Below are 15733 nucleotides of genomic sequence, written 5' to 3' on the forward strand. Positions count from 1 at the left end.
CAGGTCTGGTCGAACGTGTGTTCGATCAGTGTACGTCCTCGGCCGGGCCGCGCCGCCGCCGGGCTGTCATCATCGGTGCATGCCCGATCGACGCCCGAGCGGCTCCCGCCCCGACGTCCGGGCCGACGTCCGCACCGCCTCGCGGTGGGCCCGCGTCCTGCTCGGCCAGCCGCGCCTCCTGCTGGCCGTGAAGGCGGCGCTCGCCGCGGCCCTCGCCTACTGGCTGGCTCCCCACGTGCCCGGCGTGGCGGCCGAGTACCCGTACTACGCCCCGCTCGGCGCGGTGATCGCGATGTACCCGACCATCAAGGCGTCGCTCCGCCAGGGGGTGCAGACCCTGCTCGGCCTCGTCGTGGGCATCGTGCTGGCCACGGTCGTCTTCTCGCTCCAGGAGGGGCAGCCCGGCGTGCTCGCCGTCGCGGCGGTCGTCGGCGTGGGGACGCTGCTCGCGGGCATCCGCCGGCTCGGCGCCGGGAGGGACTGGGTGCTCACGGCCGGGCTCTTCGTGCTGCTGCTCGGCGGCAGCGCGACCACGGAGGGCGACCAGGCCGACTACTCGACGGGCTACGTCATCCAGGTCGCGGTCGGCGTGGTCGTCGGGCTCACGGTCAACTACCTGCTCGTGCCGCCGCTCTACGCCGGGCGGGCCGACGAGCGGCTGCGATCGCTGCAGGCCTCGCTCGCCGACCGCACCGACGACGTCGCCGCGGTCTTCGAGGCCCGCTGGCCGCTCGAGGGCGACGACTGGGAGCGCCGCGTGGCGGAGCTGCCCGGCACCCTCCGCCGGGTCCGCGACGCCGTGCAGTACGCCGACGAGTCCCGCCGGCTCAACCCGCGCTGGAAGCTCCGGCGCCGCGACCTCGGCCAGGAGTACGCCGACCTCGTCGTCTTCGAGCGCGTCGGGTTCCACCTCCAGGACATGGCCGAGGTCTCCGGCATCCTGGGGCGCCGCATCGGCCGCCAGATCGGGATCGTCGAGGAGCTCGCGCCGGTCGTGGCCCGCGCCGCTCACGCCGTCGCCGAGGTCGTCCGGCTCCGGGGCGGCGACGACGTCGACGCGTTCGTCGAGGCCCGGCGCCGGGTCGCCGACCTCTGGGAGGCGATCGACGAGCACCGGCACCTGCCCACCACCGACACCAGCGGGGGCGTCTCGATCGCCGTCTCGATGGGCCGGATCATCGCCGCGCTCGACCCCGACGACACCACGGCGCCCCGACCCGACGACGACGCGGGGGAGGGCGACGAGAGCGGGGGAGGCGCGGGGAGCGACGCCGAGGGCGGCACCGGCCCCGCCGACGGCCGCGCGGGCGACGAGCCCACCGAGGGCGGCACCGACAGCACCGGCCCCGTCGACGACCCCACCGCGCCCCGCGACACCGAGCCCCGCCGGTGAACGTGCTTCCCGCGGGAGCAGTACGGTTGACCGGGCACCGGCGCCCGAGCGCGACGCGCTGCCCTCCCCGGGCGGCCCCGCGGGGGCCGGGAACGGTCCGCCGCCCGTCGCGTTGACCCACCGGGGCCCCCAGCACACCGGCGCGGACGCGCTCGTCGTCCGCAGCTCTCGGCCCGCCATCGAGGAAGGACGACCATGACCACCGACACCACGTCCCCGTCGGCGGCTGCCTCCGGGCAGTTCACCATCGGAGGCGACCTCCCCGTCACCCGCCTCGGGTACGGCACCATGCAGCTCACCGGCGAGGGGGTCTGGGGCCAGCCCCGCGACCACGACGAAGCCGTCCGGGTCATCCGCCGGGCCGTCGAGCTCGGCGTGACCTTCTTCGACACCGCCGACTCCTACGGCCCCGACGTGGCCGAGCCGCTGCTGCGCGAGGCCCTGCACCCCTACGGCGACGACGTCGTCATCGCCACCAAGGCCGGCCTCACCCGCCCGGGCCCCGGCGACTGGCGGCCCGTCGGGCGCCCCGAGTACCTCCGCCAGCAGGTGGAGATGAGCCTGCGCATCCTCGGGCTCGACCGCATCGACCTCTTCCAGCTGCACCGCATCGACCCGGCCGTGCCCCTCGCCGACCAGGTCGGCGAGCTCGCCGCCCTGCAGCAGGAGGGCAAGATCCGCCACATCGGCCTCTCCGAGGTCTCCGTCGACGAGATCAAGGAGGCGCAGCAGACCGCGACCATCGCCTCCGTCCAGAACCTCTACAACCTCGCCTCCCGCGACGCCGAGGCCCTGCTCGACCACAGCGAGGCCGAGGGCATCGCCTTCATCCCGTGGTTCCCGCTCGCCACCGGCGCGCTCGCCGCACCGGGCGGGCCGCTCGACGCCCTCGCGACCGAGCACGACGCCACCCCCTCGCAGCTCGCCCTCGCGTGGCTGCTCCGGCGCTCGCCGGTCATGCTCCCCATCCCCGGCACGTCCAGCGTCTCGCACCTGGAGGACAACGTCGCCGCCGCCCAGATCGACCTCAGCGACGACGAGTTCGCCGCCCTCACGAAAGCTGCACAGTGACCGACACCACCACCCTCATCATCCTCGGAGCCTCGGGCGACCTCACCGAGCGACTCCTGCTGCCCGGCCTCGCCAGCCTCCTGAAGAGCGACCGCGGCGTCGACGTCCAGCTCATCGGCACCGGCCGCAGTGAGCGCACCCCCGAGGAGTGGGACGGCGTCGTCAAGACGGCCTTCAACGGCGACGCCGGCAGCGACCTCGCGAAGAAGACCCTCGCCTCCAGCCGCTACATGCAGGGCGACCCCACCACCGTCGAGCACCTCAAGGCCCTCTTCGAGGCCTCCGAGGGCACCCCGGTGATGTACTTCGCGCTGCCCCCGGCGATCAGCACCCGCGTGATCCAGGCGCTCGCCGAGATCGACCTGCCCGACGGCCTGCGCCTCGCCCTCGAGAAGCCCTTCGGCTCCGACGAGGAGAGCGCGCGCGAGCTGAACGCCGAGCTGCTGAAGATCGTCCCGGAGGAGCGCATCCACCGGACCGACCACTTCCTCGGCCGCGCCACCGTCCTCAACATGATCGGCCTCCGCTTCGCGAACCGCCTCTTCGAGCCGGTCTGGAACGGCGAGAACATCGAGAAGGTCGAGATCTTCTACGACGAGGTCCTCGGCCTCGAGGGCCGCGCCCAGTACTACGACAAGGCCGGCGCCCTCGTCGACATGATCCAGAGCCACCTCCTGCAGGTGCTCGCCGTCATCGCGATGGACGCGCCGTCGAGCATCGACTCGGTCGAGCTCCGCAGCGAGATCGCGCGCGTGCTGCGCGCGACCTGGGTCAAGGGCGGCGACCCCGTCGCCTCGAGCCGCCGGGCGCAGTACACGGCCGGCACGATCGACGGCAAGGACGTCCCGTCGTACTCCGACGAGGAGGGCGTCGACAACGACCGCCAGACCGAGACCCTCGCCGAGGTCGAGTTCGAGGTGAAGACCCGTCGCTGGGCCGGCGTGCCCTTCATCCTGCGCTCCGGCAAGGGCATGACGAAGATCCGCAAGGAGGTGCTGATCACCTTCAAGCCCGTCCCCGCGCTGCCCGAGGGCCTGAACGGCTCGTCGACCCCCGACACGCTCCGCATCGAGATCAGCCCCGAGACGATGGAGCTCGGCGTGACCACCAACGGCAAGGGCAACCCCTTCGACCTGGAGCAGTCCACCTTCCAGGTCACGCTGGGCAAGCCCGAGCTCACGCCCTACGGCGAGGTGCTCAGCGGGATCTTCCACGACGACCCGACCCTCTCGATCCGCGGCGACGTCGCGGAGCGCTGCTGGGCCATCGTGGCGCCCGTCGTCGATGCCTGGACGGCCGGCGACGTGCCGCTCGACACCTACGCGGCCGGCTCGACCGGCCCCGCGGACTGGCCCGCCTGATCGGCGCCGACCGTCCGACGGTGCCCTGAGCGCCGCGCCACGACGAGGCCGCCCTGCCCACCGGCAGGGCGGCCTCGTCGTGTCCGCCGCGGCCGGCGGACGACGCCGTCTCGACGGACGGGCCTCCGCCAACGCCGTGCGTCGAGCGCGCCGCCGATCGCGTCAGCGACGTGCGTCGAGCGCCCCGCCGATCGCGTCGGCGGCGCGCACGAGGGCCAGGTGCGAGAGCGCCTGCGGGGTGTTGCCGACGTGGCGGCCGGTGGCCACCTCGATCTCCTCCGAGAGCATGCCGACGTCGTTGCACCAGCCGACGAGGCGGTCCATCAGCGTCACGGCGTCCTCCACGCGCCCCGACCGGGCGTACTGCTCCGCCAGCCAGAACGAGCAGGTGAGGAAGGGGTGCTCCGTGCCCTCGAGGCCGTCGACGCCCGACTCGGTGCGGTAGCGGAGCAGCAGGCCGTCCTGCAGCAGGTCGTGCTCGATCGCGGCGACGGTGCCGATCATGCGCGGGTCGTCCGGGGCGACGAAGCCCACCTGGGCGAGCTGCAGCAGCGAGGCGTCGACCTCGGCCGAGCCGTAGTGCTGGGTGTACGTGCCCCGGTCGGCGTCCCAGCCCTGCTCCTCGACCTCGGCACGGACCTCGTCGCGGAGGCTCCGCCACCGGTCGACGGGCCCGTCGAGCCCGAACTGCTCGACGCCCTGGACGGCGCGGTCGAGGGCGGCCCAGATCATGACGCGCGAGTGGGTGAAGTGCTGCGGTTCGCCGCGGATCTCCCAGATGCCGTTGTCGGGGCGGGTCCAGTTGTCCTCGACGTACTGCATCAAGGCGCGCTGCAGCGGCCACGAGTACTCGGACTCGGCCACCCCGAGCTGGCGGGCCTCGTGCAGCGCGACCATGACCTCGCCGAAGATGTCGCCCTGGTACTGCGTGAACGCGGCGTTGCCGAGCCGGACGGGCGAGGCGCCCTCGTAGCCCGGCAGGTGCTCCAGCTCGCTCTCGTGCAGGTACCGCTCGCCGGCGAGCCCGTACATGATCTGCACGTCGGCGGGGTCGCCGGCGATCGCGCGGAGCAGCCAGCCGCGCCACTTCTCGGCCTCCTCCGCGAAGCCGTGCAGGATGAGCGCCTGGAGGGTCATCGACGCGTCGCGCAGCCACACGTAGCGGTAGTCCCAGTTGCGCGAGCCGCCGAACGACTCGGGCAGGCTCGTCGTCGCGGCGGCGACGATGCCGCCCGTGTCCTCGTTCGTGAGGGCCCGGAGGATGAGCAGCGAGCGGCGCACCTCGCGGTCGTAGGCCGAAGGCTCCTGCGAGCGGGCGGCCCAGGCCTGCCACCAGCGGACGGTGTCGGCCAGCACGGCGTCGACGTCGGGAGCGGTCGGCGGCTCGCGGTGCGAGGGGTACCAGGTGAAGGTCATGTCGACGGTCTCGCCGGCCGCCACGTCGAACTCGGCGGCGTGGGTGTGGTCGGCCGCCGTGAGGTGGGGCCCGCGGACCACGACCGCGTCGGGGCCGGCGATGGCCACGAGGGCGGTCTCGTCGCCCTCGGGCAGCTGGCGCACCCAGGGCAGCGCGGCGGCGTAGCCGAACCGGATGCGGAGGTCCTCCTGCATCCGCACCGTGCCCTCGACGCCGGTCACGCGACGCACGACGTCGGCCCGCCGGTCGCCGACGGGCATGAGGTCGGTGACCTCGACGACGCCGGTCGACGTCGTCCAGCGCGTCACGAGCACGAACGTGTCGTCGACGTAGCGGCGGGTCGCCGTCGCCCCTGCCTCCGCCGGCGCGACGAGCCAGCGGCCGTGGTCGCGGTCGCCCAGGAGGGCGCCGAAGACGGAGGCGGAGTCGAAGCGCGGCAGGCACGACCAGTCGATGCTGCCGTCGGAGCCGACGAGGCACCCCGTGTGCAGATCGCCGATCAGGGCGTAGTTCTCGATGGGCAGGGGCATGGCGCCATCGAACCAGACGGGGTGGTGAGCACGCCGGGGGGAGTCGCCCCCTCAGCCCGCGGTCAGCGGCGCTGGAGCGTGGGGTCGGGCCACTGGGTCTCGACCAGCGGCTTCTGCCTCCTGGCGCGGGCCCAGACGAAGAACCCGGCGAGCGTGAAGGCGCCGTAGAAGACGTACATCAGCCCGGAGGCGTAGTAGCCGGCGCTGAAGAGCAGGGGCGTGCCGACGAGGTCGACCGCGACCCAGATGAGCCAGAACTCCACCCAGCCCTTCGCCATGCCCCAGGTGGCCAGCAGCGAGCCGGTGAAGATCCAGGCGTCGGCCCAGACCGGCTCGTAGGAGCCCAGGGCGCTGAACACGGGGGTCAGCAGGGCGGTGCCGCCCACAAGGCCAACGACGAGCAGGGCCCGGTTGCGGGCACCGGCCCAGCGCGGCTCGACCGCGGTGCCCGCGTCGCCGCCGCGGCTCTGGCGCCAGCGCCACCAGCCCCAGATCGACACGGCGATGAACATGACCTGCCGACCGGCCTGGCCGAGGAGGTTGACCGGGTCGGGCGTGTCGAAGACCGCCCCGAGGAAGACGGTGAAGAGGAGGGCGTTGCCCACGATGCCGACCGGCCAGGCCCACACCTTCCGGCGCATCCCGCCGAGGGCGCTGAGCAGCCCGAACACGTTGCCGACGATCTCGCGCCAGAGGATCGTCTGGTCGCCGATCACCAGCTGCGCGTCGAACAACCACCGGATGACGGTCATGGGCACCTCCCTGTCTGCCGAGGCCCAGCGGGAGAACGGCTCCGGCGGGCCGTGCATTCCCGCCGCGCTCGCCGGTGCCCCGGGCGCTCGTCGGGTGTCGGCCCCCTCAGGCGAAGAGCTGCTGCTCGACGGTGTCGTCGTAGACGCCGAGCAGCAGCCAGGTGCCGCCCTCCGCCGGGTCGAGCGCGAGGTCGAAGGTGCCGTCGACGCGGTGCGCCCCGTCGGTGAGCGGCAGGGCGTCGACGCGCCACACCGGCAGCTCGAGCAGCTCCGCCCCGAGGCCCCGGGGCGCCCGGGGCGCCGAGCGCCACCACTCCCGACGGGTCATCCACATCTCGGGGGCGCTGACGACGCCGTAGACCACCCCGCGCCAGACGAAGCGGAGGGGCGCCCCGCCCTCCGTGGTCTCGACCGGCACCTGTTCGTCGACCTTCACGTCGCCTCCTCGTTCGAATGTACGTTCGACCAGGAGTGTACGAAGTCCCACCGACATCGGCCAGGGGGGGGGAGTCACCAGCGGGGCAGCGACTCCTCGACGTGGCCCACGACGCGGCCGGGGACGCCCGCCTCGTCGGCGAAGCTCCGCCAGCGCGCCACCGCGTCGCGCACCTCGTCGACGACGTCGGAGGCGCCCGGCACGAGGTGGCGGTCCGCCAGCCTCATGACGTCGGCCCGCGCGACGTCGCGGAAGACGCCGTCCACCCCCATCAGGTGCTGGTACGTCCACCGGCCGGTCGGGTTGTGCGCGAACGTCACGTCGTAGGCGGGGGAGAGCTCCCACGGGGCGGTCGGCGACCTCAGCAGGAACGACGCGTTCTTCGTGTGGTCGTCGTTGTTGGCCGCGAGCACGTTGAAGATCATCCGCCGGAACACCTGCTCCCGCGCCTCGGGCCCGCCGCCGAGCCGGGCGACGGCGTCGAAGAGCTGCCCGTAGTCGTGGGCCTGGCGCTGCCGGTAGTCGAGGTGCGCAGTCCCACAGAGGGTGACCGAGTGCACCTTGCCCTCCGGCGACCGGTCGAACCGCCGCGTCATGAAGTGCGCCCGGCCCCCCTCCTCGAGCAGTCGGCACTCGCTCATCTCGATGCCCGCCGCCCTCGCCATCAGCGAGTACGCGTACTCGACCCGGCCCGTGGCCGAGCCCTGGCCGAGCTCGACGTCGGCGCCGAGGCCGTCCAGCTTCAGCAGCCAGTGCTCGAACCCCTCGGGAGCCGGGAGCTGGCCCGACCGCACCTCGCCCGTCGCCCTGTCCCAGGCGACGACGGCCTTGGCCCGCGCCCCGCCCGCCGAGGTGCCCACCTGGATCAGCGACCGGATCGCCGACTCCGCTCCCTCGTCGTCCGCGAAGCTCCCGTCGAGCACGCTCCGGGCGCCCTCGACCAGGGCGCTCAGCTCGACCGCGCTCGTCGTGCGGTGGCGCGGGCCCCGCGAAGGCCGGAACTCGAGGGCGCCCATCGCGCGGTCGGCCATGTAGGCCAGCCGGTCGAGCGGCGTCACTGCCGCCCGCGAGACGCCCTGCCGGGCCAGCCAGGCGTCGATCACCGCGTTGCCGAAGTCGTCGGGCAGCGCGTCGGCCAGCAGGGCGGGGAGGCGGTGGAACGTCGCCTCCGGCAGCTGCGGGAAGACGTGGCGCCGCACCCGGGTGGGCATCGTCAGCGGCGCGAGCTCGATGCCCCGCTCGACCCAGTCGGGCCAGTACTCGAACACGTACGCGCCGAGCCGGGGGTCGGGCGCGACCGCGCCGACGCGCATGCCCCAGGCGCTCACCTCGACGGCGGGCACCGGCACCCAGCTCACTCGCCGGCCCCTCCGGACGAGCGCTCGCCGCGTCGCCCCGCGTCGTCGCGCACGACGCGGCTGGCCCGGGGGCCCCGGGGGCGGTAGACCCGACGGCGGGGGGCCGCCGGCGCCGAGCGCAGCACGTCGAGCGGGCTCACGTCGCTGTGCGGGGCGATGGTGTCGAGGGCCGACTCCGCCCCGAGCGCCCGCAGCACCCGCACGAGGCTCCGCACGGTGCTCCCACGGCCGTTCTCGAGCGACTGGAGGGTGCTGGTCGACACGTCGGCGAGGCGCGCGAGCGAGATCTGGTCGAGGCCCTGGTCGAGGCGTCGGGCACGCACCTGGGCGCCGATCCGCACCTCCCACTCCTGGGTGGAGCGGGCAGCGTCGGGCTGGTCGGTGATCTCGGTCATGTCGCTCCTGTACCTGATCTTCTGATGATAAGACACAAGAACGCCTCCCATGACGGGATTTCCCTGTATCAGAGGCGGGTGTCTCCCGAGCGGGGGACGACGTCGGTGTCGACGAGCTGCTCCCACAGCCCGGCGCCGTCCGGGGCGGAGACCCAGACGGCGTCGCTGCCCTGCGCGTGCTCGGAGCGCGAGCGCCCGCCGGCCAGGACGGCCTCGCTGGGCGACAGCTGGCGGATCGCGACGGCCGCGACGTTCTCCGGGTGGTCGCGGAGGAACCGCCCGTAGAGCTCCTCGTCGTGCTGCCCGTCGTCGCCGACCAGCAGCCACCGCATGTAGGGGAACTCCTCGGCGAGACGGTCGAGCGAGCCCTGCTTGTGCAGGCGGCCGCTGCGGAACCACCGGTCGTGGGTCGGCCCCCAGTCGGTCAGCAGCAACGGGCCGCTCGGGTAGAGGTTGCGCGACAGGAAGCGCGACAGCGTCGGCGCGACGTTCCAGGCGCCGGTCGACAGGTAGATCACGGGGCAGCCGCCCGCGGCCGTGTGCAGCCGTTCGTAGAGGACGGCCATGCCGGGCACCGGGCGCCGGGCGTGCTCGTTGAGCACGAAGGTGTTCCACGCCGCGAGGAAGGGGCGGGGGAGCGAGGTGACCATGACCGTGTCGTCGATGTCCGAGACGATGCCGAAGCGGGCGTCGGCGTCGATCACGACCACGGGGGCCTCGATCGGCGGCGAGCCCTCGGTGCTCAGGGTGACGAGGTGCCACCCCGGCTCGAGGTCGACCTCGATCCGGGCGTCGAGCACCCCGCCGCGGTCGGTGGTGACCTGCACGGTGCGGCCGCCGACCGTCACGTCGACGACGGCCCGCTCGACCGGCACGCTGGTGAAGCTCCGCCAGCCGCGCACGTTGAGGCGGTCGGTGCCGTCGAGCGAGCCCGTGCGCGTGAGGAGCACGCGCGACAGCACCCGCACCCAGCCGGCCGAGCCGTAGCCCGAGTACGGCACGATCGTCGGGAGCAGTCCCCGCTTGCGGGCCCGCTTCTCGCGGAACCGGTGCACCGAGTTCTCGAGTCGGGCGGCGCGGTGCAGGAGGGGCTCGACGGCGGACGACGTCACCGTTCGGGGGTCGGGCATGCGGTCATCCTCCCACGCCGCCGCACGCTGACGGGTCAGACCGGGTCGACCAGCGACGGCGAGTCGACGCCGACGCGGCCGACCTCGGGCGACACCTCGTGCACCTGCAGCCGGGCGGCGACCTCGTCGACGAGCCCCGAGACCCCCTGCAGCAGGTCGTCGTCGCCCTCGGTCTCCGGGTCGAGCCAGTCGTCCATGACGTCGGCCCCGACCAGCACGGGCATGCGGTCGTGCACCTCGGCGAAGGGCCCCGAGGAGGCGCGGGTCAGCACCGCCGTCGAGAGCAGCCACCGAGACGGCGACCCCACGGCGGCCGCCGGGTCGCGCCACCACTCGTACAGGGCGGCGAAGAGCATCACCTCGTCGTCGGGCAGGCTCACGTAGACCGGGCGCTTGCTGCCGTCCGGCCGGACCTGCCACTCGTACCAGCCGTTGGCGGGCACGAGCCCGCGTCGGGAGGCGACGGCCTCGCGGAAGGTCGGCTTCTCGGCCGCGGTCTCGACCCGGGCGTTGAAGAGGGGGGCGCCGACGGGGCCGGGGGAGCCCGCCGCGACGAAGCCCCACCGCGCCGAGGCGAGCCGTCGCACCGGCGGCCCGCCCGCGTCGTCGCCCCGGGGCGCGGCGTCGACGAGCAGCGACACCGGGCGGGTCGGAGCGATGTTCCAGGAAGGGTCTGGGAGAGTGTCACCCGATACATCAACGTCGAACAGGGCCACCAGGTCGCTCGAGGCGCGCGCCATCACGAATCGTCCGCACATGCGTCCATTCTCGGGGCAGCGACCGACAGTGGCCGACACCCGGTCGCCGGAGCCCCCGACGGGGCGCCTGCGAGGCCGGCCAGGCGGGCCTGCGCGCCGCCGTCGACCGACGGCCGGCTCCGACGTCCAGCACCGTGCCCGGCACCCGCCGGCACCGCACCAAGGAGGAACGTTGCTCGTCACCGACGTCAATGAAGCACTGCCCGGGGGATCGTCACTGCTCAGGAACGAGCCGGTCCAGGCGCGCAGCACCGCGCGCCTCACGGGCCTGCTCGACGCCGCGGCCTCGATCATCGACGAGATCGGCTACGAGCGGCTCACGACCGCGATGGTCGCCGAGCGCGCCGGCGCCTCCATCGGCACGGTCTACCGCTACTTCCCCGACCGCATCGCGGTCGTCGACGCCCTGGCGCTCCGCTGCACCCAGCGTCTCGTCGCCGGCGTGTCGGCGGCGGTGGCCGCCGACGGCGTCGACGACTGGCGTCAGGCCCTCGACGCCGTCATCGACACGGAGGTCGAGATGTACCGCTCCGAGCCGGGCTTCCGGTCCGTGAGCTTCAGCGACGCCCCCGAGCTGGGCGCCGACGGGGGAGCGCCGGCCGCGCACCCCCTGGCCGAGAGCCTCTCCGCCCTCCTCGCCGACCGCTTCGGCGTCGTCCGCGACGACGCGAGCGACCTGGCCGTCCAGGTCGTCGTCGAGATCGGCGACGCGCTCCTGGCGCGGGCCTTCGTCGCCGGCGGCGACGGCGACCCCCGCTTCGTCGAGGAGTGCCGTCGAGCCGTGCGGGGCTATCTCGAGCCCGTCCTCACGGTGGCCTGACCCGCCTCCTCACCGTCCCTCCGCGGCCCGGCCGCCGTCGTCCGCCCAGCGCGGCGTGGGCGGCCGTTCTACGTCACGACTCGGCCACGGAGGCGGCGACGAGGTGCCCCCGTCGGGGGAGTGTGGTTGGGTGGTGGCCCTGGCAAGTGTCGATCCGTGCTGCCCACGAGGAATGAGCCACCCATGATCGAGTTCCGCTCGGTGAGCAAGCAGTACCCCGACGGCACCCGCGCCGTGGACGACTTCAGCCTCGTCATCCCCTCCCGCAAGACCACCGTCTTCGTCGGGTCGAGCGGCTGCGGCAAGACGACCATCCTGCGGATGATCAACAGGATGGTCGACGCCACCTCGGGCACCATCGAGATCGACGGTCAGTCGATCGCCGGCCTCGAGCCGGTGGCCCTGCGCCGCAGCATCGGCTACGTGATGCAGAACTCGGGCCTGCTCCCGCACCGCAAGGTCGTCGACAACATCGCCACCGTGCCCGTGCTCAAGGGCATCGGCAAGAAGGAGGCCCGCGAGCGCGCGCTGGAGCTGATGGACACCGTCGGCCTCGACCGCTCGCTGGCCGACCGCTACCCGAGCCAGCTCTCGGGCGGGCAGCAGCAGCGCGTGGGCGTGGCCCGCGGCCTCGCCGTCGACCCGAACATCCTCCTGATGGACGAGCCGTTCGGCGCGGTCGACCCCCTGGTCCGCTCCGACCTCCAGCAGGAGCTCATCCGGCTGCAGCGCGAGCTCGACAAGACCGTCGTCTTCGTGACCCACGACATCGACGAGGCCTTCTACCTCGGCGACCAGGTCGTCATCCTCGAGAAGGGCGGCCGGATCGCCCAGCAGGGCACGCCCGCCGAGATCCTCTCCGACCCGGCGAGCGACTTCGTCGCCGACTTCGTCGGGTCGAACCGCGGCAAGCGCGCGCTGCACATCGAGCAGACCGCGACGGGCCAGGTCGTGGTCGACGAGTCCGGCCGAACGACGGGCGTCCTCACGCAGCCCGTGCCCGTGCTCCAGGCAGAGGCCGGTGCCCCCGGGGCGCCGGGTGCCCCGGCGCAGGGTGGGCACGCGTCGTGAACTGGATCTGGTCGAACACCGACTACATCTGGGACAAGACGCTGGTCCACCTCGGGCTGAGCGTGCCGCCCGTGATCCTGGCCTTCGTGATCTCGCTGCCGATCGGGTGGCTGGCCAACCGCTTCCCGGTCGTCCGCGGGGTGCTGCTCACCGCCTCCGGCCTCATCTACGCGGTGCCGTCGTTCGCCCTGCTCGTGGCGCTGCCCGGCATCATCGGCCTCTACCCGCTGCGGAGCAACACCAACCTCATCGTGGCGCTGACCCTGTACGGCGTGGCCCTCATGGTGCGTTCGACCGCCGACGGGCTGCGGGCCGTCGAGCCCGACGTGCTGCAGTCGGCCACGGCGATGGGGTACTCCGGCTGGCAGCGCTTCTGGCGCGTCGAGTTCCCGCTCGCCGGCCCCGTCCTGCTCGCCGGTCTCCGCGTGGTCGTCGTCAGCACCGTCAGCCTCGCGACCGTCGGCGGCATCCTCGGCATCAACGGGCTCGGCCTGCTCTTCAACGACGGCCTGCAGCGCAGCATCCTCGCCGAGATCGGCACGGGCATCGTGCTGACGATCGTCATGGCCCTAGTGCTCGACGGCCTGCTCGTCCTGCTCGGTCGCGTCCTCCTGCCCTGGGCCGACCAGGGTGCGCGCGACCGGCGCCGCGTCCGCCAGGCCGGGGAGGTGACCGCGTGAACGCCTTCCTCGACGCCCTGGCGTGGCTCGGCGACCCGGTCCACCTCACGGGGGCGAACGGCGTGCCGGCCCGTCTCGGGCAGCACGTCACCTACTCGGTGATCGCCGTGCTCATCGCGGCCGTGGTCGCGATCCCGCTCGGGTTCCTGATCGGGCACACCGGCAAGGGGCGCACGGTCGCGGTCGCGCTCACCGGCGGCGTCCGGGCCCTGCCCACCGTCGGCATCGTCTTCCTCCTCGCGCTCCTGCTCGGCATCGGCATCAGCGCGCCGATGATCGCGTTCGTGGTGCTCGCGATCCCGTCCATCCTCGCCGGGGCGTACTCCGGCTTCGAGGCCGTCGACCGCGCGACGATCGACGCGGCCCGCGCGGTCGGCATGACGGAGTGGCAGATCGTCACGCGCGTGGAGCTCCCGCTCGGCCTGCCCCTCCTCATCGGCGGGCTCCGCTCCGCGCTGCTGCAGGTCGTCGCCACGACCACCATCGCGGCCACCGTGGGCGCCGGCGGCCTGGGCATCTACATCTTCACGGGCCTCCGGTCGAACGACTACACGCAGATGTTCGCGGGGTCGATCGTCGTGATCGCCCTCGCCGTCGTGCTCGAGGTCGTCTTCTCGGTGCTCCAGCGACTCGTCGTCCCGGCCGGCGTCACCGCCGCGGGGCGCCCCCTCGACACCCGCGTGACGACCTCCCGGTCGGCCGCGGCGAAGGCAACATCCCTCCAGGAAGGAACACAGTGATCAACACAGCGAAGAAAGGCCGGCTCACCGTTCTCGGTGCGGTCGCGATCGGGGCCATGGTGGCCCTGGCAGGGTGCGCGTCGAGCGACCCGCTGAGCGACGGAGGAGGAGATGCCTCGGCGTCGTCCGACACCATCGTCGTCGGCTCGCAGCAGTACTACTCGAACGAGATCATCGCCGAGCTCTACGCCCAGGCCCTCGAGGACGGCGGCTACACCGTCCAGCGCGAGTACCAGATCGGCCAGCGCGAGGTCTACCTCCCCGAGCTCGAGTCCGGCGACATCGACGTCTTCCCCGAGTACACCGGCAACCTCCTGCAGTACTACGACAAGGAGTCGACGGCGAAGTCGCCCGAGGAGGTCGAGGCCGCCCTGGCCGACGCCCTCCCGGAGGGCCTGACCGCGCTCACCGCCTCCGAGGCGTCCGACCAGGACAGCTACACCGTGACCAAGGAGTTCTCCGAGGAGAACGACATCACGAGCCTGGCCGACCTCAAGGACTACGACGGCACCCTCGCCGTCGGGGCGCCGCCGGAGAACGCCGAGCGCCCCTACGGCCCTCCCGGGCTGAAGAGCATCTACGGCGTCGACGTCACCTCGACCCCGATCGACGACGGAGGCGGGCCCCTCACGGTCAAGGCCCTCCTCGACGGCAGCGTCCAGCTCGCCGACGTCTACACGGCCAGCCCGCTGATCGCCGAGAACGACCTCGTCACCCTCGACGACCCGGAGAACATGATCCTGCCGCAGAACGTGGTGCCGATCGTCTCCGACAAGGTCGACCAGGGCGCGCAGGACATCATCGACGCCGTCGACGCCGCCCTGTCGGCGAAGGACCTGCAGGAGCTCAACGCGAAGAGCCAGACCGACCAGGAGTCGTCGGCCACCATCGCGAAGGACTACCTGACGTCGAAGGACCTCATCGGCTGATCGTCGGTCCACACCAGCGGAGGGGCCGGGCGCGCACAGCGCCCGGCCCCTCCGTCGTGCCGGGACAGGCCCGGGGGCAGGCGCCGGGGGCGGGCGTCGCGGCTCAGAGGTGGGCGTCGTCCTCCGGGGGGCGACCGTCCCCGTGCCCCATGTGCCGCGCCTCCCGCCGGTGGACGACCTTCTTCACCACCAGCACGAGCACCAGGAACGCGGCGACGATGCCGACGAAGACGTAGCCAGCGTGGTGCAGCTGGTCGGCGAGCTCACGGTAGCTCCCGGCCGCCGCGGCGCCGACCGACACGTACGCCGTGGCCCAGAGCAGGCAGGCGGGCGTCGTCCAGGTGAGGAAGGTGCGGTAGCGCATGGGGCTCGTGCCGACCGTGAGGGGGATCAGCGAGTGCAGCACGGGCAAGAAGCGGGAGATGAAGACGGCGATGCCGCCCCGCCGCGCCAGGTAGGCCTCGGCCCGGGCCCAGTTCGCCTCGCCGAGTCTCCGTCCGAGCCTGCTGTGCCGGATGGCGGGGCCGAAGTGCCGGCCGAGGGCGAAGCCGACGCTCTCGCCCACCAGCGAGCCGACGACCAGCGCGGCGACGAGCAGCACCCCCTCGAGCGGTGACGCGACGGCGGTCGCCGACACGATGGCGACGGTGTCGCCGGGCACGACGAGGCCGAGCAGCACGGAGGTCTCGAGCACCATCGCGAGCCCCGCGAGGAGCGTCCGGAGGAGCGGGTCGACCGACTGCACGAGGTCGAGGAGGCCGGTCAGCACGTCGTTCACCCGGCCGATCCTATTCACAGGCAGCCGTGAGGCGGCCGCCCCCCTATGCAACGGGTGTTGTCTAACGATCGTCCTACGCTGAGATCGTCCCGCCGACGTGACGCCCTCCGTCCC

At 73.0% G+C, this 15733-nt stretch carries 15 protein-coding genes and 1 pseudogene; 8 read left to right on the plus strand and 8 right to left on the minus strand.

What is annotated here, in order from left to right; genetic code table 11:
• Nucleotides 1–79 precede the first annotated feature (79 nt).
• From FHR77_RS04525 to FHR77_RS04535, 3 genes are all read left to right on the plus strand, one after another.
• The gene (locus FHR77_RS04525; RefSeq protein ID WP_167259004.1) at nt 80–1393 is read left to right on the plus strand and encodes an FUSC family protein; all 1314 of its coding nucleotides are present in this window, start codon (nt 80–82) and stop codon (nt 1391–1393) included.
• Nucleotides 1394–1588: 195 nt separating this feature from the next.
• Nucleotides 1589–2464, plus strand: a complete 876-nt coding sequence (locus FHR77_RS04530) for an aldo/keto reductase (protein WP_167259005.1) — start codon at nt 1589–1591, stop codon at nt 2462–2464.
• Nucleotides 2461–3825, plus strand: a complete 1365-nt coding sequence (locus FHR77_RS04535; protein WP_167259006.1) for a glucose-6-phosphate dehydrogenase — start codon at nt 2461–2463, stop codon at nt 3823–3825. Before FHR77_RS04530 ends, FHR77_RS04535 begins: the two co-directional genes overlap by 4 nt.
• 162 nt (nt 3826–3987) lie before the next feature.
• On the opposite strand, the pseudogene FHR77_RS04540 reads toward FHR77_RS04535, so the two are convergent.
• The 7 genes and pseudogenes from FHR77_RS04540 to FHR77_RS04570 form a co-directional block, all read right to left on the minus strand.
• Nucleotides 3988–5790, minus strand: a pseudogene (locus FHR77_RS04540) (glycoside hydrolase family 15 protein); the annotation flags it as partial.
• A 44-nt stretch (nt 5791–5834) separates the two neighbouring features.
• Nucleotides 5835–6524, minus strand: coding sequence for a nicotinamide riboside transporter PnuC (gene pnuC, locus FHR77_RS04545; protein WP_167259008.1), 690 nt, complete (start codon nt 6522–6524; stop codon nt 5835–5837).
• Nucleotides 6525–6630: 106 nt separating this feature from the next.
• Nucleotides 6631–6960, minus strand: a complete 330-nt coding sequence (locus FHR77_RS04550; RefSeq protein ID WP_167259009.1) for a DUF6504 family protein — start codon at nt 6958–6960, stop codon at nt 6631–6633.
• A gap of 74 nt (nt 6961–7034) precedes the next feature.
• Nucleotides 7035–8318: a HipA domain-containing protein gene (locus FHR77_RS04555; protein ID WP_208380400.1), complete on the minus strand. Its 1284-nt coding sequence runs from the start codon at nt 8316–8318 to the stop codon at nt 7035–7037.
• Nucleotides 8315–8713: a helix-turn-helix domain-containing protein gene (locus FHR77_RS04560; protein WP_167259010.1), complete on the minus strand. Its 399-nt coding sequence runs from the start codon at nt 8711–8713 to the stop codon at nt 8315–8317. Before FHR77_RS04560 ends, FHR77_RS04555 begins: the two co-directional genes overlap by 4 nt.
• 68 nt (nt 8714–8781) lie before the next feature.
• Nucleotides 8782–9843: an App1 family protein gene (locus tag FHR77_RS04565; RefSeq protein WP_167259011.1), complete on the minus strand. Its 1062-nt coding sequence runs from the start codon at nt 9841–9843 to the stop codon at nt 8782–8784.
• Between the two features lie 35 nt (nt 9844–9878).
• Nucleotides 9879–10601 carry an SOS response-associated peptidase gene (locus tag FHR77_RS04570; RefSeq protein WP_167259012.1) on the minus strand — a complete coding sequence of 241 codons (723 nt, stop codon included), beginning with the start codon at nt 10599–10601 and terminating at the stop codon, nt 9879–9881.
• Between the two features lie 172 nt (nt 10602–10773).
• Between FHR77_RS04570 and FHR77_RS04575 the strand changes: the two genes are divergently transcribed.
• The 5 genes from FHR77_RS04575 to FHR77_RS04595 all read left to right on the plus strand — a co-directional run bounded on the left by FHR77_RS04575 (nt 10774) and on the right by FHR77_RS04595 (nt 14841).
• The gene (locus FHR77_RS04575; RefSeq protein ID WP_243861365.1) at nt 10774–11421 is read left to right on the plus strand and encodes a TetR/AcrR family transcriptional regulator; all 648 of its coding nucleotides are present in this window, start codon (nt 10774–10776) and stop codon (nt 11419–11421) included.
• Nucleotides 11422–11604: 183 nt separating this feature from the next.
• Entirely contained in the window at nt 11605–12492 is an 888-nt protein-coding gene (locus FHR77_RS04580; RefSeq protein WP_167259014.1) for an ABC transporter ATP-binding protein, read from the plus strand.
• Entirely contained in the window at nt 12489–13172 is a 684-nt protein-coding gene (locus tag FHR77_RS04585) for an ABC transporter permease subunit (RefSeq protein WP_167259015.1), read from the plus strand. The genes FHR77_RS04580 and FHR77_RS04585 overlap by 4 nt, the downstream gene beginning before the upstream one ends.
• A complete protein-coding gene (locus FHR77_RS04590; protein ID WP_167259016.1) occupies nt 13169–13912 on the plus strand; it encodes an ABC transporter permease subunit in 744 nt (247 codons plus the stop codon). Before FHR77_RS04585 ends, FHR77_RS04590 begins: the two co-directional genes overlap by 4 nt.
• Nucleotides 13909–14841 carry an ABC transporter substrate-binding protein gene (locus tag FHR77_RS04595; protein WP_307803312.1) on the plus strand — a complete coding sequence of 311 codons (933 nt, stop codon included), beginning with the start codon at nt 13909–13911 and terminating at the stop codon, nt 14839–14841. The genes FHR77_RS04590 and FHR77_RS04595 overlap by 4 nt, the downstream gene beginning before the upstream one ends.
• A 103-nt stretch (nt 14842–14944) precedes the next feature.
• Here FHR77_RS04595 and FHR77_RS04600 read toward each other — a convergent pair whose 3' ends face one another.
• Nucleotides 14945–15619, minus strand: a complete 675-nt coding sequence (locus FHR77_RS04600; RefSeq protein ID WP_167259017.1) for a VTT domain-containing protein — start codon at nt 15617–15619, stop codon at nt 14945–14947.
• Nucleotides 15620–15733 lie beyond the last annotated feature (114 nt).

It is taken from the genome of Frigoribacterium endophyticum (genome assembly GCF_011759585.1).
GTDB classification, from domain to species: Bacteria; Actinomycetota; Actinomycetes; order Actinomycetales; family Microbacteriaceae; genus Frigoribacterium; species Frigoribacterium endophyticum.